Annotated in this window: 20 protein-coding genes; 14 read left to right on the top strand and 6 right to left on the bottom strand. The window is 67.2% G+C overall.

Annotation, left to right across the window (positions count from 1 at the left end):
• The first annotated feature begins 8 nt into the window (after nucleotides 1-8).
• The 6 genes from ACQG3P_RS05040 (at nucleotide 9) to ACQG3P_RS05015 (ending at nucleotide 5,997) form a co-directional block, all read left to right on the top strand.
• Entirely contained in the window at nucleotides 9-1,451 is a 1,443-nt protein-coding gene (locus ACQG3P_RS05040; RefSeq protein WP_426804373.1) for an SH3 domain-containing protein, read from the top strand.
• The gene (locus tag ACQG3P_RS05035) at nucleotides 1,451-2,557 is read left to right on the top strand and encodes a dipeptide epimerase (RefSeq protein ID WP_068848791.1); all 1,107 of its coding nucleotides are present in this window, start codon (nucleotides 1,451-1,453) and stop codon (nucleotides 2,555-2,557) included. The genes ACQG3P_RS05040 and ACQG3P_RS05035 overlap by 1 nt, the downstream gene beginning before the upstream one ends.
• 29 nt (nucleotides 2,558-2,586) lie before the next feature.
• On the top strand, nucleotides 2,587-3,435 hold the full coding sequence (locus ACQG3P_RS05030) for a MurR/RpiR family transcriptional regulator (protein WP_068848789.1): 849 nt from the start codon (nucleotides 2,587-2,589) through the stop codon (nucleotides 3,433-3,435).
• A gap of 17 nt (nucleotides 3,436-3,452) precedes the next feature.
• Complete coding sequence (locus ACQG3P_RS05025; protein WP_426804372.1) at nucleotides 3,453-4,247, top strand: L,D-transpeptidase family protein; 795 nt, start codon at nucleotides 3,453-3,455, stop codon at nucleotides 4,245-4,247.
• Nucleotides 4,244-5,539 carry an APC family permease gene (locus ACQG3P_RS05020; RefSeq protein ID WP_068848785.1) on the top strand — a complete coding sequence of 432 codons (1,296 nt, stop codon included), beginning with the start codon at nucleotides 4,244-4,246 and terminating at the stop codon, nucleotides 5,537-5,539. Before ACQG3P_RS05025 ends, ACQG3P_RS05020 begins: the two co-directional genes overlap by 4 nt.
• A gap of 95 nt (nucleotides 5,540-5,634) precedes the next feature.
• Nucleotides 5,635-5,997 carry a hypothetical protein gene (locus ACQG3P_RS05015; RefSeq protein ID WP_068848783.1) on the top strand — a complete coding sequence of 121 codons (363 nt, stop codon included), beginning with the start codon at nucleotides 5,635-5,637 and terminating at the stop codon, nucleotides 5,995-5,997.
• A 69-nt stretch (nucleotides 5,998-6,066) separates the two neighbouring features.
• Here ACQG3P_RS05015 and yiaA read toward each other — a convergent pair whose 3' ends face one another.
• Nucleotides 6,067-6,498, bottom strand: a complete 432-nt coding sequence (gene yiaA, locus ACQG3P_RS05010; protein ID WP_068848781.1) for an inner membrane protein YiaA — start codon at nucleotides 6,496-6,498, stop codon at nucleotides 6,067-6,069.
• A gap of 142 nt (nucleotides 6,499-6,640) precedes the next feature.
• Here yiaA and ACQG3P_RS05005 point away from each other — a divergent pair, with 142 nt between their 5' ends.
• A complete protein-coding gene (locus tag ACQG3P_RS05005; protein ID WP_426804371.1) occupies nucleotides 6,641-7,804 on the top strand; it encodes a PQQ-dependent sugar dehydrogenase in 1,164 nt (387 codons plus the stop codon).
• A 225-nt stretch (nucleotides 7,805-8,029) separates the two neighbouring features.
• Here the strand turns inward: ACQG3P_RS05005 and ACQG3P_RS05000 are convergent, their stop codons facing one another.
• The 4 genes from ACQG3P_RS05000 to folB form a co-directional block, all read right to left on the bottom strand.
• Nucleotides 8,030-8,653, bottom strand: coding sequence for a hypothetical protein (locus ACQG3P_RS05000; RefSeq protein WP_426804370.1), 624 nt, complete (start codon nucleotides 8,651-8,653; stop codon nucleotides 8,030-8,032).
• A gap of 128 nt (nucleotides 8,654-8,781) precedes the next feature.
• Nucleotides 8,782-10,956: a beta-glucosidase BglX gene (gene bglX / locus ACQG3P_RS04995; RefSeq protein WP_426804369.1), complete on the bottom strand. Its 2,175-nt coding sequence runs from the start codon at nucleotides 10,954-10,956 to the stop codon at nucleotides 8,782-8,784.
• A gap of 82 nt (nucleotides 10,957-11,038) precedes the next feature.
• Entirely contained in the window at nucleotides 11,039-12,301 is a 1,263-nt protein-coding gene (locus ACQG3P_RS04990; RefSeq protein WP_426804368.1) for a mechanosensitive ion channel family protein, read from the bottom strand.
• A 133-nt stretch (nucleotides 12,302-12,434) separates the two neighbouring features.
• Complete coding sequence (folB, locus tag ACQG3P_RS04985; protein ID WP_068848774.1) at nucleotides 12,435-12,788, bottom strand: dihydroneopterin aldolase; 354 nt, start codon at nucleotides 12,786-12,788, stop codon at nucleotides 12,435-12,437.
• 405 nt (nucleotides 12,789-13,193) lie between these two features.
• Between folB and ACQG3P_RS04980 the strand changes: the two genes are divergently transcribed.
• Nucleotides 13,194-13,838: a hypothetical protein gene (locus ACQG3P_RS04980; RefSeq protein WP_254622159.1), complete on the top strand. Its 645-nt coding sequence runs from the start codon at nucleotides 13,194-13,196 to the stop codon at nucleotides 13,836-13,838.
• Nucleotides 13,839-13,847: 9 nt separating this feature from the next.
• Here ACQG3P_RS04980 and tsaD read toward each other — a convergent pair whose 3' ends face one another.
• A complete protein-coding gene (tsaD, locus tag ACQG3P_RS04975; RefSeq protein WP_426804367.1) occupies nucleotides 13,848-14,873 on the bottom strand; it encodes a tRNA (adenosine(37)-N6)-threonylcarbamoyltransferase complex transferase subunit TsaD in 1,026 nt (341 codons plus the stop codon).
• A 167-nt stretch (nucleotides 14,874-15,040) separates the two neighbouring features.
• On the opposite strand from tsaD, the gene rpsU reads away from it, so the two are divergent.
• The 6 genes from rpsU to ACQG3P_RS04945 all read left to right on the top strand — a co-directional run bounded on the left by rpsU (nucleotide 15,041) and on the right by ACQG3P_RS04945 (nucleotide 20,394).
• Entirely contained in the window at nucleotides 15,041-15,256 is a 216-nt protein-coding gene (gene rpsU, locus ACQG3P_RS04970; protein ID WP_002808376.1) for a 30S ribosomal protein S21, read from the top strand.
• A 115-nt stretch (nucleotides 15,257-15,371) separates the two neighbouring features.
• Nucleotides 15,372-15,818, top strand: coding sequence for a GatB/YqeY domain-containing protein (locus tag ACQG3P_RS04965; RefSeq protein ID WP_093532977.1), 447 nt, complete (start codon nucleotides 15,372-15,374; stop codon nucleotides 15,816-15,818).
• 179 nt (nucleotides 15,819-15,997) lie between these two features.
• Nucleotides 15,998-16,948, top strand: coding sequence for a YihY/virulence factor BrkB family protein (locus ACQG3P_RS04960; RefSeq protein WP_083214047.1), 951 nt, complete (start codon nucleotides 15,998-16,000; stop codon nucleotides 16,946-16,948).
• 64 nt (nucleotides 16,949-17,012) lie between these two features.
• Nucleotides 17,013-18,737: a DNA primase gene (gene dnaG, locus ACQG3P_RS04955; RefSeq protein WP_068848768.1), complete on the top strand. Its 1,725-nt coding sequence runs from the start codon at nucleotides 17,013-17,015 to the stop codon at nucleotides 18,735-18,737.
• Between the two features lie 24 nt (nucleotides 18,738-18,761).
• The gene (locus ACQG3P_RS04950; protein WP_426804366.1) at nucleotides 18,762-19,349 is read left to right on the top strand and encodes a beta-lactamase hydrolase domain-containing protein; all 588 of its coding nucleotides are present in this window, start codon (nucleotides 18,762-18,764) and stop codon (nucleotides 19,347-19,349) included.
• Nucleotides 19,350-19,401: 52 nt separating this feature from the next.
• Nucleotides 19,402-20,394 carry a bile acid:sodium symporter family protein gene (locus tag ACQG3P_RS04945; RefSeq protein ID WP_426804365.1) on the top strand — a complete coding sequence of 331 codons (993 nt, stop codon included), beginning with the start codon at nucleotides 19,402-19,404 and terminating at the stop codon, nucleotides 20,392-20,394.
• The last annotated feature ends 202 nt before the right edge of the window (nucleotides 20,395-20,596 follow it).

The raw sequence follows: 20,596 nt of genomic DNA, 5'->3' as shown, positions 1-20,596 counted from the left end.
ACCGCTCCATGATCCAGGCTTCCCCCCGCCGCCCCGTGCGGCCTGCGTGGCTGGCGCGCGCCCTGCTGGTGGCGCTGACGCTGCTGCCCGCCGGCGCGACCTGGGCCGACGCGCCCTTTGCGCCCCCGGCGGCATTCGGCGGCGTGACCGGGTTGCGCGAGGCCTACCTCGACCCGGCGTTCTGGGCGGCCCGGTTGCCCGATGCCGACCGGGTGATCCTGGATCGCGCCGGCATTGCCGCGCAGAACACGCGGATGCGCGCTGAAGACGACTCCATCCATGACCTGCGCGCGCTCCCCGCCCAGCTGACGCGTGCGCGGGTGCTGGCCGACATCCAGGCGCTGTCGCGCTGGCCGACGAAGCCGCTGTTCGGCGAAGACGAGCAGCCGATTCCTGCCAGCGCGCGTACCGCCATCGAGGCGAACCTGGCCCTGGCGGCCATTCCCGCCGAGCGCCCGCTGCAGTACGGGCTGGTGACCCACCGCGCGGCGCTGCGTGCGTTCCCCACTGCGCTGCGGGTGTTCACCGCGCAGGGCGACACCGATATCGACCGCTTCCAGGAATCGGCGCTGTTCCCCGGCGACGCGGTGGCGGTGCTGCATGAAAGCGCCGACGGCCAGTGGCTGTTCGTCACCAGCGAGCGCTATTCGGCGTGGATTGAAAAGCGCTTCGTTGGCATTGGCAGCACGGACACTGTGTTCGGCTACGGCCAACACGGTCCTTACCGGGTGGTGACCGGCGCCACCGCCTTCACCGCATTCACCCCGGAAGAGCCGCGGGTATCGCGGCTGCAGCTGGAGATGGGCGTGCGCGTGCCGGTGCTGGCCGATTGGCCGCTCAACCAGACCGTGAACGGCCAGCAGGCGCACGCCGCGCACGTGGTGCAGCTGCCGGTGCGCAATGCCGATGGCACGCTGGCGCTGGTGCCGGCGCTGCTGCCGCGTTCGCAGGACACCGCCAGCGATTACCTGCCGTTGACCCCGCGCAACGTGCTCACCCAGGCGTTCAAGTTCCTGGGCGAGCGCTACGGCTGGGGCCATTCGTACGACACGCGTGATTGCAGCGGCTTCGTGTCCGAGATCTACCGCAGCTTCGGCGTGCTGGTGCCGCGCAATACCAGCGCGCAGGCAGTCAGCCCGGCGCTGGACCGCATCGCCTTCAGCGACAAGGACGGCAAGGCCAGGCGCAACGCGGCCGTGCAGCAGCTGCAGGTGGGCGACCTGGTCTACATTCCCGGCCACGTGATGGTCACCATCGGCCAGCTCGACGGGCAGACATGGATGATCCACGACACCGCCGGCGGCAGCTGGTTCGGCCCCGACGGCAATCGCGTGCAGGCCCACCTCAACGGCGTTTCGGTGACTCCGCTGCAGCCGATGATGGCCAGCGACACCGTGAGTTACATCGACCGCATCACCAACATCCAGCGCATCCGGCCCCAGACTCCTTGATGAAAATCACCGACATTGAACTTGGCATGCTGCGCGTGCCGCTGAAAACCCCGTTCAAGACCGCACTGCGCACCGTGGATACGGTGGAAGACGTGGTGGTGCTGGTGCGCACCGACACCGGCCACACCGGCTATGGCGAGGCGCCGGCCACGGCGGTGATCACCGGCGATACCCACGGTTCGATCATCGAGGCGATCAACACCTTCATCAAGCCGCGCCTGGTCGGCCAGGACGTGGCCGAACTCAACCGCAACTGCGCGCTGATCCAGTCGTCGATGGAGCGCAACACCAGCGCCAAGGCGGCGGTGGAAATCGCGGTGTACGACCTGTGGGCGCAGCTGCACAAGGCGCCGCTGTACCAGATGCTGGGCGGTGGCGACCCGGTGATCACCACCGACATCACCATCAGCGTGGATTACATCGACAAGATGGTGGCCGATTCGCTGTCGGCGATCGACCGTGGCTTCGAGTCGCTGAAGATCAAGGTGGGCAAGGACATCGGGCTGGATATCGAGCGGGTGAAGGCGATCCACGCCGCCGTGCAGGGCCGCGCCCTGCTGCGGCTGGATGCCAACCAGGGCTGGACCGCCAAGCAGGCGGTGCACGCCATGCGCACGCTGGAAGAAGCCGGGGTGGTGCTGGAACTGCTGGAGCAGCCGGTGAAGGCGGCCGACATCAGCGGGCTGAAGTACGTGACCGACCGGGTCAACACGCCGGTGATGGCCGATGAGAGCGTGTTCAACCCGGGCCAGGTGTTCGACCTGATCCAGCAGCGCGCGGCCGACATCATCAACATCAAGCTGATGAAGACCGGCGGGCTGTCCAACGCGATCCGGATTGCCGACATCGCCGCCATCTACGGGGTGCCGTGCATGATCGGCTGCATGATCGAATCGAGCATCAGCGTGGCCGCGGCCGTGCACCTGGCGGTGGCAAAAAGCGAGATCATCACCAAGGTGGACCTGGACGGCCCGTCGCTGGGGCAGTTCAATCCGGTCACCGGCGGGGTACATTTCAACGAGTCGGAGATCACCATCAGCGATGCGCCCGGCTTGGGCATCACCGAGGTGCGCGGGTTGGAGATGATCAAGCCGCCGCGCTGGTAACGTCCCCCCGTCCCCTTTTTGATGACCCCATGCCGCCTCTGGTGAAAATCCGCTCCGAGCGTGACCACATGTCGGCGATCGAACGCCGCATCGCCGATTTCATCCTCGACAATGCCCACCTGCTGCGCGATTACTCGTCGCAGCAGCTGGCCAGCGCGCTGGGCATCAGCCAGTCCAGCGTGGTCAAGTTCAGCCAGAAGCTGGGCTTCAAGGGCTACCCGGACCTGAAGTATTCCATCGGCCAGGCCGTGGCCCGCGCCGGCAACGATCCGGCCGCCGGCCCGCCGGCCGCCGCGCCGGGCAACGATTACGACCAGCTGGCCGAGCGCCTGCGCCTGAGCCGCACCGCGGCCGACGAGGAAACCCGGCTGGCCAACCCGCAGGCGGACGTGGAAGCGATCGTGCAGCTGATCGACGGCGCGCCCAAGCTGTTCGTGTACGGGCTGGGCGACGATGGCCTGTACGCGCGTGAGTTCGCGATGCGGCTGTCGCTGCTGGGCATGCTCACGGTGCACCACGCCGACCCGATCCTGATGATGGCCAACCTCTCGGCGGCGCGGCCGGGCGATGTGCTGCTGGTGTTTTCCGAGTTCGGCAAGCTGCCGCAGCTGTTCCAGCTCTCGCGCCAGTTCCAGGACGTGGGTGGCAAGGTGGTGTCGATCACCCGGCACAGCGCCAACCCGCTGCGCGCGCACGCCGATGGCGCGCTGGTGGTGTGCGCGCACGATCCGGCGCCGCACGTGGCACAACTGTTGTACCGTTCTGCCTTGCAGTCGCTGCTGGACTTCGTGTTCGTGCTGCTCTGCCACGCCAACCCGGACCGCCACCGCCAGCTCGGGGTGAACCTGGAACGGATCGAACACCTGATCGACACCTGATTCCCGGAGTGCACCCGATGCTGTCGCTGCTGCGTACCGCCTTTGCCACCGTGCTGGTTGCCAGCGCCCTGCCCGCTTCGGCACTCACCCCCGTGGCCACGCCGCTGCTGGACAACGGCCAGATGATCGTGGTCACCACCGACGGCTGGGATGCCACCCAGGGCCGCCTGCAGGCCTATGCACGCACCGCGCAGGGCTGGCAGCCGCATGGCGCCGCGTTCGATGTGGCGGTGGGCCGCAACGGCAGCGCCTGGGGCGTGGGCGTAGCGCCCGCGCCGGACGGCAGTGGGCCGCAGCAGCCGGGCGAGCCGGTGAAGCAGGAAGGCGACGGCCGCAGCCCGGCCGGGATGTTCAGGATCGGCCCGGCGTTCGGCTATGCGCCGAAGGTGGCCAGCGCGATGCCCTACCAGCCGATGCTGGAAAGCAGCTACTGCATGGATGTACCGGATTCGAAGTACTACAACCGCATTGTGGATGCCGACGTCGTGGGTGCCGATGCGGTGGTAGGCTCCACCGAACCGATGCGGCTGGACCTGCACAACAAGGGCGACGTGCGCTACCGCGAGGGCTTCGTGATCGAGCACAACCCGAACGCGGTACCGCGCCGGGGCAGCTGCATCTTCGCGCACCTGTGGCGCACGCCGGGTGAGGCCACCGCCGGTTGCACGGCGATGCAGCCCGAACACATGCGCGGCCTGCTGGCCTGGCTGGACCCGGCCCAGCGCCCGGTGTTCGTGCTGCTGCCGCGCGCGCAGTACCAGCGGCTGCAGCAGGACTGGCAGCTGCCGGCCCTGCCGAAGGCCGCACGATGAGCGCCGCGCCCGAACCGCAACTGGAACGCGCGGTCAGCCGCTGGCAGATCGTGGGGTTGTCGATCAACGATGTGATCGGCAGCGGCATCTACCTGCTGCCGGCCGCGACGGTGTTGTTGCTGGGGCCGTTCAGCCTGTGGGGCGTGGTGGCAGCGGGCATCGTCGTGGCACTGCTGGTGCTGTGCTACGCGCAGGCGGCCAGTTACTTCGATGAACCCGGCGGCAGCTATCTGTATGCGCGCGAGGCGTTCGGGCGCTTTGCCGGGTTCGAGATCGGCTGGATGATCTGGCTGACCCGGATCAGTTCGGCGGCCGCGTTGAGCAACGCGCTGGCCGATGCGGTGGCACGGTTCTGGCCCTGGGCCGGGCACGATGTGGGCCGGGTGCTGGTGATCGTGGCCTCGCTGGGGTTCCTGACCGCGGTGAACGTGGCCGGTGTGCGCTCGGCGGCGCGGACCGGGATCGTGCTGGTGATCGGCAAGATGCTGCCGCTGCTGCTGTTCGTGGCGATCGGCGCGTTCTACGTGGATACCGACCTGGCCTTCTCCGGCACCCGCCCGGACCCGCACGACCTGCAGCGCATGGGCGAGGCGGCGTTGCTGCTGCTGTATGCCTATGCAGGCTTCGAGAACATCCCGGCCGCGGCCGGTGAGTACCGCAATCCGCGCCGCGATATTCCGTTCGCGCTGATCACCATGATCATCACGGTGACGGTGATCTACGGCGCGGTGCAGTTCATCGCGCAGGGCACGCTGCCGGGCCTGGCCGATTCCGCCACGCCGCTGGCCGATGCTGCCGCCGGCTTTGGCGGCGAGGCGCTGGCCCTGATCCTCACGGTGGGCGCGACGATCTCCATCCTGGGCACCAACAGCAACACGATGATGATGGGCCCGCGCTTCCTGTTCGCCCTGGCGCGCGATGGCTACGGGCCGAAGCTGCTGGCGCAGGTGCACCCGCGCTTCCGCACGCCGGCGGCGGCGATCATCACCCAGGGGCTGATCGCGCTGGTGCTGGCGTTGTCCGGCTCGTTCGTGCAGCTGGCGCTGCTCTCGATGACCACGCGCCTGTTTGCGTACATCGGCACGGCGGCAGCCGTGATCGTGCTGGCCCGCCGCTTCCGCGACCGCCCCGGCGCATTGAAGCTGCCCGGCGGCCCGCTGATTCCGATCCTGGCGCTGGTGCTGTGCCTGGCGCTGTTTGCCAGTGCCAGCTGGCAGAACATCGCCGCCGCGTTGATCGCGTTCGCGGTGGGCGGGGTGATCTACCTGTTGCCGCGCAAACAGGAAGGGTGACGGGCGGTCGTTCCTTGATCCAACATTCACCCCACGCGCCCGCCGCGTTAACCGGTCCTTGGGTAGGTTGAAGCCCCACCCAACCGGAGCCCCACATGAGCCCTGACTACCAGATTCCCGGCCGGGTGCCGGAAGACGGCGTCCCGCGCGAAGCGGTCTCGGATTACTGGCGCGAGCGCTTCAGCGCCGAGCCGTACTACGACAGTGACCTGGCGTTCGAGGATTACGAGCCGGCCTACTACCTCGGCTACAGCTCCCGCCACGCCCGCACCCGCGCCGATGAAATGATCGACGCCTACGAGCAGGTGGAAGCCGAACTCGAATCGCGCTGGGCGCGGGAACAGGCCACCAGCAAGCTGACCTGGGCGCAGGCCCGCAACGCAGTACGCCGTGGCTGGGACGAATCCACTGCCCTGCACCAGTCACACCTGGACAAGGGCGTCCCGCGCGGTACCTGATGCGAAGCGCGCCCAGAACGGGATGCGCCCTGCCAGGGTTGCATCCCGATCAAACCGCTCGCGCCTGGCTTATTCAGCGCGCGGAATCGGCGGAATCTCGCGATCACCCGCGGCCATCAGGTCGCGGGTGTTCTTTTGTACGGCCACGGCGCCAAACAGACTCAGCGCGAAGGCCATGCCGTAGAAGCCCTTTTCGCTGAGCAGCAGGGTGGCGTTCCAGAGCCCCACCAGCAGCAGCAACAGCGACACCAGCAGCGCGAACCAGCACAGCGAGTAATAGAGGCTGCTCACCGGAATGCCTTCCACCCGGTCGCGCACGCTCTTCTGCAGTGACACGGCGGCGAACAGGCCGAACAGCAGCAGGGTGAGGTAGTAGCCCTTTTCGTTCAGTGCCATTTCGGCGTTGAACAGGCCGACCAGGTACGCCACGGCGCCCAGCAGCAGTGCGGTCCACGAGGCGGCGATGAACGCCGGAGACGGTTTGGTGACCTGAGGCTTCATTGTTCAAACTCCCTTTTGATGGCGCCTACGGTAGCCGATTCCCCCGCACCCGCCTACGGGGGTGACGTATGGTCCACGCCCCCTTGATGGCCATGGTGTACAACAACGGCTGGCCATTCGCGTCCCCTTCCGGAGATTTCCCATGACCCGCCGCCTGCTGCTCAGCCTTGCCCTCGCCGCCACCCCCGCCCTGTTCACCACCGCCTGCGTGGCCGCCGATACCCCCGGGACGGCCTCCGCGCCTGCACCCGCGCTGGAAAAGGCGCAGTGGCCGTTCACCGCCACCGAATTTGCCACCTTCGACCAGCCCTGGGCGATGAGCTTCCTGCCCGATGGCAGCCTGCTGGTGACCGAGAAGGAAGGCCGGTTGAAGCACTTCAACCTGACCACCCGAAAGAGCGCGGAGATCACCGGCGTGCCGAAGGTGGCCTACGGCGGCCAGGGCGGCTTCGGGGATGTGCTGCCGCACCCGGACTTCTCGAAGAACGGCCTTGTGTACCTGAGCTACGCCGAGGAAGGCGACAAGGACACGCGCGGCGCCGCCGTGGGCCGCGCCAGGCTGGTGCTGGCCGCCGATGGCAGCGGCACGCTGGAAGACTTCAAGGTGATCTGGCGCCAGACCCCGAAGGTGGAAGGCAAGGGCCACTACGGCCACCGCCTGGCCTTCGGTCCGGACGGCAAGCTGTGGATCACCTCCAGCGAGCGGCAGAAGTTCGATCCGGCGCAGGACATGTCCGGCAACCTGGGCAAGATCATCCGCCTCAACGACGACGGCAGCGTGCCGGCCGACAATCCGTTTGCCTCCCAGGGGGGCGTGGCCACGCAGGTGTGGTCATTGGGCCATCGCAATGCGCTGGGCATCGCCTTCGATGCGCGCGGGAAGCTGTGGGTGCACGAGATGGGTCCGGCCGGTGGCGATGAGTTGAACCTGATCACGCGCGGGGCCAATTATGGTTACCCGATCGTGTCCAACGGCAACCATTACGACGGCCGCGACATTCCCGACCACAGCACGCGCCCGGAGTTCGCCGCGCCGAAGGTGACCTGGACCCCGGTGATTTCGCCGGCCGGTTTCATCATCTACAGCGGCACGCTGTTCCCGCAGTGGACCGGCAGCGGCTTCATCGGCGGGTTGTCGTCAACCTCGCTGGTACGGGTGGCCTTCGACGGCGACAACGCGCGCGAAGCCGAGCGCTTCCTGATGGGCGAACGCATCCGCGAAGTGGAACAGGGCCCGGATGGCGCGATCTGGCTGCTGGAAGATGGCAGCAAGGGCAAGCTGTTGAAGCTCACCCCGAAGGGGTGATGCAGGTGGGAGCGCCGGGCGATGCCCGGCCTTCCCCGCCGACGTTCATGCCATTACCGAACGCGGGCAATGTCACGGCGGTCGATCGGGATGCGACCCTACCAGCGCGCAGTCGCGTCCGGCCCAACCGGCCCGGTCGGCGGTGCTGGGGGTAGGGTCGGTTCCCAAACGACTGCGCTCCGCCATCAACATCCGGTAACGCATGACCTCCAACGAAGGCATGCGTCATTGTCCGATATTGTTGACCTTGACGTCGCTCTTCGTGCATTCCTTGTCCAGGCAGGTGCCGTTGATCCACACCTCGCCCTGACCCAGCATCACGCCCTGCCAGTTGACGAACAAGGTGTCGAACTTCTGCTCGGCAATCAGCTTGGCCAACGCCGGGGTCACGATCCTGTCGTAGTCGCGCTGGAAAGCGGCAGCATCAGCCACCTTCTGGTTCTTGCCGGCGATGGTGACCCGCACCGGGTACCGCATCAGCCCGGCCACCGCGGCACGGTCACCTGCCGCTACACCACGCTGCAGTTCGTTGAACACACTTTCGTACGGGGCGGCATCCCCCAGCAGCTTGGTGATGCGCTCGCGTGCGCCACCCTCGGCGTCGGCAGATGCATCCGCAGGCTTCGCCGCCGAATCGGTCCCCGCTACCGGGGGAGCCGTATCCGGCGTGGCCGCCGTGCTGGGCTCCACCGCATCGGGTGACAACCCGGCCTGCGGCGCATCTTCGGCGGCCGTGGGCGCAGTGGCCGGCGGCGATGTCGAGGGCGCCGCCGCTTCGTTGGCCGGCGGCGTGGGCTGGCTGCACGCAGCCAGCATCAACGTGGGTAGCAGGATCTTGATCAGGCGCATGCACGGCTCCGTCGATATCTCGAAGATGCCAGCGTAGCCCGCATGGCGTGCAGCACCCATGACGGTAGCGCCAGGCCCTGCCTGGCAAGCGCGCGGTGATGGATCGCCGGGCAGGGCCCGGCGCCCGATCACTTGGCCAGCAGCTCGAAGATCACCGGCTCACCGGCGGCAGACGACGCACACACCCACACATCGAACTGGCCCGGCTCCGCACGGAACACGCCATCACGGCCGGTGAAGCCCAGCGCATGACGATCCAGCGTGAAGCGCACGTCCGTGCTCTCGCCCGGCTGCAATGCCACCTTGCGGAAATCCTTCAGCTCGCGCACCGGCCGCACGCGGCTGGCCACGCGGTCGTGGATGTACAGCTGCACCACTTCCTCACCCGCCACCGCACCGGTGTTGGTCAGGGTGGTGGTGATTTCCAGCGTGTCATCCCAACCCAGCTGGGCGCTGTTCAACTGGGGCACGCCGTAAGCGAAGGTGGTGTAGCCGAGGCCGTGCCCGAACGGATACAGCGCCGCGTTCGGAATCTCGCGCCAGCGGGCCTTGAACTCCGACATGGTCGGCAGTTCCGGGCGGCCGGTGCGCGGGTGGTTGTAGAAGAACGGCTGCTGCCCCGATACCTGCGGGAAGCTCACCGGCAGGCGGCCGGACGGGTTGTAATCGCCGAACAGCACATCGGCCACGGCCGGGCCGGTCTGCGTGCCCAGGTACCAGGTGATGGCCACGGCCTGCGCATTGCGCACCGCACCCTGCAGGGCCAGCGCGCGACCATTGCGCAGCAGCACCACCAGCGGCTTGCCGGTCATCGCCACGGCCTCGGCCAGCGCCTGCTGCGCTGCCGGCAGGGTGATTTCCACGCGCGACTGCGCCTCACCGCTGTACCGCTGCGGTTCGCCCAGCGCCAGCACCACCACGTCCGCACGCAGTGCGGCGGCGACGGCCTGTTCGATGCCGTCCTGCACGGCCGCTTCCAGGTCGCAGCCGGGCACGATCTCCAGCAGGCTTTCATCGCGGATCGCAGCGCGCACGCCGGCTTCCAGGGTGACGTAGCGCGACTTGTCGCCGAACAGCGTCCAGCAGCCTTCGATGTTGTCGCGGTCCTGCACGAACGGGCCGATCAGGGCGATCTTCTGCCCCTCCTTCCGCAGCGGCAGCACGTTGCCTTCGTTCTTGAGCAGCACGATGGAACGGCGCGCGGCATCGCGCGACAGTGCGTCATGCGCGGCGATGTAGGAGGTATCGGCTTCGCGCACCGGATCCAGCGAACGGTAGGGATCGTCGAACAGGCCGATCGCTTCCTTCAGGTTGAGGATGCGGCGCACCGATTCGTCCAGCGTGGCCATCGGCACCTCGCCGCTGTCGATCAGGCCCGGCAGGTGTTCGGCGTAGAAGCCGCTCTGCATGCTCAGGTCCAGGCCGGCGGTGAATGCCTTGGCGGTAGCGTCGCGGTCGTCGGCGGCATAACCGTGCGCGACCAGTTCCATGTCGGCGGTGTAATCGGAAATCACCACGCCCGGGAACTGCCACTCACCGCGCAGGATGTCGGTAAGCAGTTCGGCGTTGGCGCTGGCGGGCACGCCGTTGATGTCGTTGAAGGAGGACATCACCGTGATCGCACCGGCCTCGAACGCGGCCTTGAACGGCGGCAGGTGCACGTCGCGCAGGGTCTGCGGCGAGATGTCCACCATGTTGTATTCCATGCCGGCCATCACCGCGCCGTAGGCGGCGAAGTGCTTCGGGGTGGACAGCAGCGCGTCGGCGGCGCGCAGGTCCGGCCCTTGGAAGCCGCGCACGCGGGCGGCGGCGAACGCGCAGCCCAGCACCACGTCTTCACCGGCGCCTTCGGCACCGCGGCCCCAGCGCTGGTCTCGGGCGATGTCCACCGCCGGTGCGTAGGTCCAGTGCAGGCCCGCCGCGGTGGCTTCGACGGCGGTGGCGCGCGCGGTGCGCTGGGCCAGGTCCGGTTCGAAGCTGGCCGCTTCGCCCAGCGGGATCGGGAACACGGTGCGCATGCCGTGGATGACATCGGCGGCCAGGATCACCGGAATGCCCAGGCGGCTTTCTTCCAGGGCGACCTGCTGGATGCGGCGGCCGGCCTCGACGCCCACCCCGTTGAACAGCGAGCCCACCTTGCCTTCGCGCACCTGCTGAAGCACCTGGTCGGCGTTGCTGACATTGGCTTCGGGGTTCACGTCCGGCGCGAACGGCCGGACCATGTCCGCGAACACACCCAGCTGGCCGACTTTTTCTTCGACGGTCATCTGGGCAATGAGGGTTTCGATGCGATCGGAGGCCACCGGCTATCCTTATGAAAACGTTTACAAGGCCGAGATTCTAGCGTTCCCGCCGCCAGCAAAGCAAAGCGCGGGGCACAGGAGCTTACTCTGCGGCGGCCCGCTGCTGCTGTGCGGTCATCAACATGGCATCGCTGGAGGCCTGGAACACGCGCAGCCCGAACGCCGGCAGGATCGCCAGCAGGTGGTCAAACACGTCGGATTGAATGCCTTCGTAGCCCGCCCAGGCGGTGGTGCGGGTGAAACAGTACACCTCCAACGGCAGCCCTTCGGTGGTCGGCTGCAGTTGCCGTACCAGCAACGTCATATCCGTATGGATGCCGGGGTGCTGGCGCAGGTAGCGCTCCACGTAGGCACGGAAGGTGCCCAGGTTGGTAACCCGGCGCGCGTTCACCGCCGCCACGCCCTGGGCCTGAAGCTGGGTGTTCCACTGGGTGAGCTCGGCCTGCTTCTCACGCAGGTAGTCGCCCAGCACCGCGAACTGCTCCAGCCGCTGCAATGCCGCCGCGTCCAGGAAGCCCACGCTGTGCTGGTCCAGGTACAGCGCGCGCTTGATCCGGCGGCCGCCGGCTTCCTGCATGCCGCGCCAGTTCTTGAACGACTCGGTGACCAGCTTCTTGGTCGGGATGGTGGTGATGGTCTTGTCGAAGTTCTGCACGGTGATGGTGTGCAGGGCGATATCGATCACATCGCCATCGGCGTTCTGGCTGGGCATTTCGATCCAGTCGCCGAGCCGCACGCGACCATCGCCGCTGATCTGCACGCTGGCCACCAGCGACAGGATGGTGTCCTGGAAGACCAGCATCAGCACGGCGGTGGCGGCGCCCAGGCCGGCCACCATCGGGCCCAGCTTCAGGCCCAGCAGTTCAGCAACAATGACCAGGCCTGCGGCCGCGAAGACCACGATCTTCACGACCTGCAGATAGCCCTTGATGGGCTTGTTGCGGGCATCGGGGCGGCGCTCGTAGAGCTCGTTTGCCGCATCCAGCGCGTGCGAGACCGCCAGCGCGACGGTCAGGACCGCCCAGGCCCGGCAGGCGCCGATGATGAATTCCACCAGCTGTGGCGGCAGATCCGGGACGATCCGGATGCCGGCGGCGATGACCATGCTGGGCACCACGTTGGCCAGCCGCGAGATCACCCGCAGGTTGCTGCCGCCTTCCGTGCCGGGCAGGCGGCGCACCAGCCGGCGCAGGCCGCGCAGCAGGATGCGCTTGGTGACGAAGTTGGCCAGCCAGGCGGCCAGCGCCAATGCGCACAGCACGATGGTGGTATAGGCCCAGGGCCAGGGTTCAAGGGTGTCCTGCAGGTTTTCCAGGAGTTGTACTGCGATTACGGCGTCTACCATCGTTTACGGGTTCTCTTGGTATTGCGAGGGCCGACTGACAGTCGGCGCTACCGGGGCGCGGCCCCTGCGACAGCTGCGCGACCGGGGCGCGGCCCGTGCGACAGCTGCGCGGTCAGTGCCGGGCAGCGGTGGCTCAGGCGGTGCTGCGCTCGATGATCACGCCCACGGCCTTGGCACCACGCACCGCGCCGGGCTTGCTGAGCTTCAGGCGCAGCCACTGCACGTTGAATTCGCGCAGCACGATCTCGGCGATGCGCTCGGCCAGGGTTTCAACCAGGCCGAAGTCGGATTCGCGCACGAACTGCTCGATGCGCTTGCTCACGGCCTTGTAGTTCAGGGTGTCGGCGATATCGTCGCTGGCCGCCGGCCTGCGGTTGTCAAAGCCCATTTCCAGATCGAAGCGCAGGGTCTGGCGGATCCGCCGTTCCCAGTCGTAGATCCCGATCAGGGCATCGATCTCGAGCCCTTCGATGAATACCTTGTCCATAGGAGTGCCACGTAGAAGATGGCGACCATGGTAACGGGACGGCCCCGAACGTGCCTCGAACCGGTGCCTGGCGGCGCCCCGTGTGAAATGCGGGCCGAAAAAGACAAAGGGCCCCGCGCGGAGCCCTTTGCTTTACCTCTTGTCCCCGGGTGGAGATGGGATACCCATCCGCGAGTCCCGGTGGCGCGTGAGGCAGAAATTACGTGGGCGGCGCTACGCCGTCAACCATTCTTGACTGGAATTGGGACGAGTTTCGCTCTTGCGGTCGATTCAATAGAGACAGTCAATCAGGCTCCGCAGATCGATTGAGACAACCTCGCAACAGCCTCCTGATCCCTGATGTTCACAGCACCGCCTGCCACTCCATCCTCCACCCATCGGACATGAAGGGCCAGCAGTGTGCATATGGAAGACGCTGTAAGACGCGCTTTGTCGGAAGAACGGCTGCGCACATTCGATTGTGCAGTCACCTGCAGCACACAGTGCACACCACTCGAACTGTACCTCTGGAATGCACGCATCTCCGCCGCGTTTCTGGTGCCGCTGCACATTGGCGAGGTGGTGACCCGCAACGCCGTATCCGATGCGCTTACCCGAATCCATGGGCCGCGGTGGCCATGGGTTCAAGGCTTTGAAGACAGCCTTCCCAGCCCTGCAGGCGGATACGATCCACGAAGGGAGTTACGTCGCGCCGCAGCCCGCAGCAGCGCGACGGCGACCGTCATCCCGACGCTCAGCTTCGTGTTCTGGCAGAAAATGTTCACGCATCGCTTCGACGCCCGCCTCTGGTCCCGCTGCATGGGCCAGGTATTTCCCGGCGCCGATCGCGGGATGCCATTGCACGGGATCCGGGCTGAGATGCACCGTGATCTCGAGCAGATCCGGCGTCTGCGTAATCGTATCGCGCACCATGAACCCATCTTCGGGAGGGCATTGGCCGACGACTATGCGGCCATCGAGCGAGTAGTGAAGCTGCGCTGCCCGCGCACAGCGGCATGGATGGCCGGACACGATATGGTGAGGCCACTGCTGCGGAATCGACCGGTCTGACGCCGACTGCTACACCGCCGGCAGCGTCGCCATGTCCCAGCGCGGGGTGACCTGCACCTGCGGCGGGTTGTGCTGGCCGGCCTCCAGACGCAGCGCGCCGGCGAAGGCGATCATGGCGCCGTTGTCGGTGCACAGCGAAGGGCGCGGGAAGCAGGCGCGGCCGCCACGGCGTTCAGCCATCTGCTGCAGCTTGGCCCGCAGGCGCTTGTTGGCGCCCACGCCACCGGCCACCACGATCACGTCGGTACCGGCCGCATCCAGCGCGCGCTCGCATTTGATGGCCAGGGTTTCGACCACGGCGTCTTCAAAGCCGCGCGCGATGTCGGCGCGGGTCTGCTCGCTCTGGTCGCTGTCGCGCCAGGCCAGCAGCACCTGGGTCTTCAGGCCGGAGAAGCTGAAATCCAGCCCGGGCCGGTCGGTCATCGGGCGGGTGAACTTGAACCTGCCCGGGGTGCCCTGTTCGGCCAGGGCCGCCAGCTGCGGGCCGCCCGGGTACGGCAGGCCCATCAGTTTGGCGGTCTTGTCGAAGGCTTCGCCGGCGGCATCGTCCAGGGTCTCGCCGAGCAGGCGGTACTGGCCGATCCGGTCCACCGCCACCAGCTGGGTATGCCCGCCGGACACCAGCAGGGCCACGAACGGCGGCTCCGGCGGGTCTACTTCCATCAGCGGGGCCAGCAGGTGGCCTTCCATATGGTGGACACCCACCGCAGGCACCTCCAGCGCCCAGGCCAGCGAACGGGCCACACCCGCGCCCACCAGCAGGGCGCCGACCAGCCCCGGGCCGGCCGTATAGGCCACCCCGTCGATGTCGCCCACGCCTAGCCCGGCCTCGGCCAGGGTCTGGCGGATCAGGGGGAGCAGCTTGCGCACATGGTCGCGGCTGGCCAGTTCAGGCACCACCCCGCCGTATTCGGCGTGAAGGGCGATCTGGCTGTACACGGCATGGGCGCGCAGGGCGTCCGGGCCGGCCATGGCGGTGTCATACACCGCTACGCCGGTCTCATCGCAGGAAGATTCGATACCAAGGACTCGCATAACGGGTATTATGGACCTCTTGAGGCCTTGGCAGACGTACCGCCGACGTGCCCTTCACTACCCCAGGCCAGGATCTTTGCCGGGGTGGGTTGCAACTTCTTTTCTCGCCGCTATAATGTGCGGCTCTCACCGGGCGTGACCCGGTTCTACTGTGTCCCGGAGATTCCATGCCCAGCGTTAAAGTCCGCGAGAACGAGCCCTTCGAGTTTGCGCTCCGTCGCTTCAAGCGCACCTGCGAAAAGGCCGGCGTGCTGGCCGAAACCCGCAAGCGCGAGTTCTACGAAAAGCCGACCCAGGAGCGCAAGCGTAAGGCTGCCGCTGCTGTGAAGCGTCAGCTGCGCCGCTCGTCGCGCGACGTCACCAAGCGTCAGCGCCTGTACTGATCGGACGCAACTTCGATGCGGCAGGCTTGTCCTGTCGCGGCGGAGCCGAAGCCGGAACGCGCGAGCGTTACCGGCTTTTTGCGTTTCCACCCTTTTCATCGATACGAGGTGTTCCATGAGCCTGAAGCTGCAGCTCACCGAAGACATGAAGGCCGCCATGAAGGCGGGCGACAAGCACAAGCTGTCCGTGATCCGCCTGATCAAGGCGGAAATCCAGCGCCGCGAAGTGGATGAGCGCGTCGAGCTGGACGACACCGCTGTGATCGCCGTGCTCGACAAGATGGTCAAGCAGCGCAAGGACTCGATCAGCCAGTACGAAGCAGCCCAGCGTGAAGACCTGGCGCAGATCGAGCGCGACGAACTGGTGGTGATCGACACCTACCTGCCGGCCAAGATGGGCGAAGCCGAGATCGTGGCTGCGATCCAGGCCGCCGTTGCCGAAACCGGCGCCGCCAGCGCCGCCGACATGGGCAAGCTGATGGGCGCGCTGAAGCCGAAGCTGGCCGGCCAGGCCGACATGGGCCTGGTCTCCAAGCTGGTGAAGGCGCACTTCGCCGGTTGAGTGAGCGGGGGGACACGACCAACGGTATGCCCACGCTGCGCGCGGGCACCCTTCGGGCCGTCGTAAACGACGTTAGGTGCGGCTTTCGCCGCACCTTGCGTGTCCTACCGGTAGGCGCCCACCGTTGATGGGCCCGCGTTTCACCCGGTCTTCGAACCGGGCCTGCTAGAAATCCAGGCATGTCTTCGCTGCCGCCCTCTCCCGCGCCCGAGCCCGCGCACGACCCTTCCCGCGTTCCGCCCCGCCTGCGCAAGTACGTGGACCGGCTTGAACGCAGTTTCCCGGTTGCCGTGGGCAAACGCTTCGTCGATGTGGACGTGCTGACCCAGGCCGCGTCGGTGTCCTTCTATGCCCTGCTGTCGATGGCGCCGTTGCTGGTGCTGCTGCTGTGGCTTACCGCTTCGCTGTACCCGCCCGCACAGCAGGCGCTGATCGGCCAGATCAACGATGTGGCCGGCAGCAGCGCGGCCACCGTGGCCGATACCGTGCTCAAGAACGCCGACAACCAGCCCTCGATGGGCTCGCTGGCCGGGATGTGGAGCACGTTATTGCTGTTCATCGGCGCCACGGCGGTGTTTGCCCAGCTGCAGAACGCGCTCAACCTGATCTTCAATACCAGCGGCGAACGCCTGGACGGCATCGTGGCGTGGCTGCGCAAGCGCGTGTTTTCCTTCGGCGTGGTGCTGGCGCTGGGCTTCCTGCTGATCCTGTCGATGACCGCCACCACCATGCTGCAGGTGGCGTTCGCGCAGCTGCCCTCGGTGCTGCCGGCGGTGGGTTACCTGACCAGCCTGCTGCTGTACACGGTGGGCTTCGCGTTCCTCTACCACTACCTGCCCGACCGCCGCGTGGCCTGGCGGCAGGCGTTCATCGGCGGGGTGATCACCTCGGCGCTGTTCGCGCTGGGCCGCTATGCCATCGGGCTGTACATCGCCACGGTGGCGCCGGGCAGCGCCTACGGCTCGATGGGCGCGCTGGTGATCTCGCTGGTGTGGATCTACTACGCCACGGTGGTGTTCTTCGTGGGCGCGCTGATGACGGCGGTGATCGACGAGCGCCTGCGTGCCCGCGTGCACCTGGCCGAGGCCGGCATCGTGCCGCCGAAACCGGGCGAAGGCACCGCCAGCTAGTAGACTAGCGGGGTCCCCCGCTTCCGTGCGTGGCCGTTGCCGGCCGTGCCCCCTGCTGCTGCCCATGGCCCGTATCCCCGACGCATTCATCGACGACCTGCTGGCCCGCTCCGACATCGTCGAAGTGGTGGGCAGCCGCGTGCCGCTGAAGCGCCAGGGCAAGGAATATTCGGCGCGCTGCCCGTTCCATGACGAGCGCTCGGCCTCGTTCACGGTCTCGCCCACCAAGCAGTTCTACCACTGCTTCGGCTGCGGCGCGCACGGCACCGCGATCAGCTTCCTGATGAACTACGACCGCCTGGAGTTCCTCGACGCGGTCGATGAGCTGGCCAAGCGCGTGGGCATGGAAGTACCACGCGATACGCAGCCGCGCACCGCCCAGCAGCAGGACGACAGCCGCGAGCTGTACGCCGCGCTGGATGCGGCCACGCGCTTCTTCCAGAAGTCGCTGGAGGGCAGCGACACCGCCCGTGCCTACCTGGACCAGCGCGGCGTGGACGAGGAAAACCGCACGCGCTTTGCAATCGGTTACGCGCCCGATGGCTACAGCGCGCTGAAGGATGCATTGGGCAAGGACGAGCGGCGCATGAAGCTGCTTGACCGCGCCGGGCTGTTTTCCAAGAACGACCGCGGCCATGTCTACGACAAGTTCCGCGACCGGGTGATGTTCCCGATCTACGACCGGCGCGGGCGCGTGATCGCCTACGGCGGCCGGGTGCTCGAGAAGGACGACGGCCCCAAGTACCTCAACTCGCCCGAGACCGCGCTGTTCCACAAGGGGCGCGAACTGTACGGCCTGTGGCAGGTGCGCCAGGCCAACCAGAAGATCGAGCGGCTGATCGTGGTCGAAGGCTACATGGACGTGGTGTCGCTGTTCCAGTTCGGGGTCACCCAGGCGGTGGCCACGCTGGGCACGGCGACCACGCCGGACCACGCCGAACTTCTGTTCCGCAACGCGCCGGATGTGTTCTTCTGCTTCGACGGCGACGCCGCCGGCCGCCGCGCCGGCTGGCGCGCGCTGGAATCGGTGCTGCCGCGCATGAAGGATGGCCGCCAGGCGTTCTTCCTGTTCCTGCCCGATGGCGAAGACCCCGACACCATCGTGCGCAAGGAAGGCAAGGACGGCTTCGACGAGCGCCTGAAGCAGGCCACGCCGTTGTCGCAGTTCTTCTTCGATGAGCTCACCCGCGAAGTGAACATGGCCACGCTGGATGGCAAGGCACGCCTGGCCGAACGCGCGCGGCCGATGCTGGCGCAGATTCCCGATGGCGCCTTCGGCGACCTGATGAAGCAGCAGCTGGCCACGTTGACCGGGCTGGGCGCTAAACCAGCCGCCGCGCCGGCATCGCGCCCGCCGGCACGCGCCGTGGCACCCGCGCAGCGTCGCAGCCTGGTACGCGCGGCCATTGCCATCCTGCTGCAGCAGCCGTCGCTGGCGATGACGCTGGAAGGCCACCACTTCAGCGGCCTGCGCCTGCCCGGGGTGGAGCTGCTGATCGAGCTTCTCACGCTGGTGGAACAGCGCCCGGACATCAGCACCGGCGCACTGCTGGAGCACTTCGAAGGCCGCGAAGAGCAGGAATCGCTGCACAAGCTGGCCGCGCAGACCCTGCCCGGCGATGAGGCGATGTGGAACCAGGAACTGCACGATGCGGTGGCGCAGCTGGAAAAACAGCTGTTGCTGCAACGTCTTGAGGAGCTTCAGGCAAAGCAGCGGCAGCAGGGTCTGGACGATACTGACAAGTACGAACTGCGCGAGCTGCTGAAGGCGCGCGCCACGCTGCGTTGACCGATGAGGGAGGAAGGTGAAGTGATGCGACGTTGGAACCGCCCCGCCTTCTTCAGTGCCTGTGTGATGTGCCTGGTGTTGCTTGCTCCGGCCAGCAGCGAGGCAGGGCCCCGCTCTACGCAGGACGGGTTGGATGCTCGGCTGGTAGAGCGAGGCCCTGCCTCGCTGGCCGAAGCCGACCTCGCCCGAACCTTCAGGAATCCTGCAGAAGACCTCTACACCGGCGGGCAACCGACGGCAGCACAACTGCAGCAGGCCGCCACGGCAGGCATCACCACCGTGATCGACCTGCGCCAACCCACCGAAGACCGCGGCTTCGACGAAACCGCCACGGCGGCGTCGCTCGGCCTGCACTACGTGCGCATCCCGGTCGCCGGTGCTGCCGGCCTTACCCCCGCCAAGGTGCATGCCCTGCAGGCCGCACTGGCCCAGGCCAACGGCCCGGTACTGCTGCACTGTGCCTCCGGCAACCGCGTCGGCGCGCTGCTGGCGCTGATGAAAGCGCAACAGGGCGCATCCACCGAACAGGCCCTGCAGTTCGGCCGCGAGGCCGGCATGACCTCGCTGGAGGCCCAGACCCGCACCCTGCTCGAGCAGGACACCGCGCGTTGATCCTGCTGCCGCTTCACCCCCTTTCCCCCTGCTCTACAGGAGCCTGCCCACCATGACCCGCTGGTGGTCGCGCCTGCGACCGGACAACTTCACTCTCGCCCTGCTCGGCACCGTGCTGCTGGCGTCGTTGCTGCCGATGCACGGTCCTGCGGCCATGGTGCTGGACGATGTCACCGACGTGGCCATCGCTGCGCTGTTCTTCCTGCACGGTGCGCGCCTGCCGCGCGAATCGATCATGGCCGGGCTGCTGCACTGGCGCCTGCACCTGACCATCCTGGCCTGCACGTTCGTGCTGTTCCCGCTGTTCGGGCTGGCGTTCAAGCCGCTGGATGGCTGGCTGCTCACCCCCGAGCTGTACATCGGCGTGCTGTTCCTGTGCGCGTTGCCGTCCACGGTCCAGTCATCGATCGCGTTCACCTCGCTGGCGCGCGGCAACGTGCCGGCGGCGGTGGTCAGCGCTTCGCTGTCCAGCATCCTCGGCGTGTTCCTCACCCCGCTGCTGCTGGCCCTGCTGGCCGGCACCGCAGGCGGCATGCACAACCCCGGCCAGGCCATCCTGAGCATCATGCTGCAGCTGCTGTTGCCGTTCGTGGCCGGCCACCTGCTGCGCCCGTGGATCGCCCCATGGGTGGAACGGCAGCGCGCGCTGCTGCGCTACACCGACCAGGGCACGATCCTGCTGGTGGTGTATTCGGCTTTCGGTGAAGCAGTGAACGAAGGGCTGTGGAGCAAGACCCCGCTGCTGTCGCTGCTCACCGTGGCAGTGGTGGCGGCGGTGCTGCTGGGTATCGCCATGCCGACGATTGCCTTCCTGTCAGGGCGGCTGGGCTTCAACCGCGAAGACCGCATCACCATCCTGTTCTGCGGCTCGAAGAAGAGCCTGGCCACCGGCGTGCCGATGGCCAAGATTCTGTTCGCCGGCGGCAGCCTCGGCGCCATCGTGCTGCCGATCATGATCTACCACCAGATCCAGCTGATCGTCTGCGCGGTGATCTCACAGCGCTACGCACGCGACCCCGTGGTGAACCCCGCGCCATTGGACTGACGGCGCAGCACGCGGTACGCGGCACGCGGTACGCGGTACGCGGTACGCGGCACGCGGTACGCGGCACGCGGTACGCGGTACGCGGTACGCGGCACGCGGCGATGTTGGTAGGGTCGCTTCCCAAACGACCGCCGATAACGGTGATCAGCCGATGGTGGGCATGACAATCATCGGAACTGCGCTTTGCGACGTGGCGCCGGCA

The organism is Stenotrophomonas sp. SrG (assembly GCF_050031795.1).
In the GTDB taxonomy this organism is placed as follows: Bacteria; Pseudomonadota; Gammaproteobacteria; order Xanthomonadales; family Xanthomonadaceae; genus Stenotrophomonas; species Stenotrophomonas rhizophila_A.
This window is presented reverse-complemented; position numbering and strand designations above follow the sequence as displayed.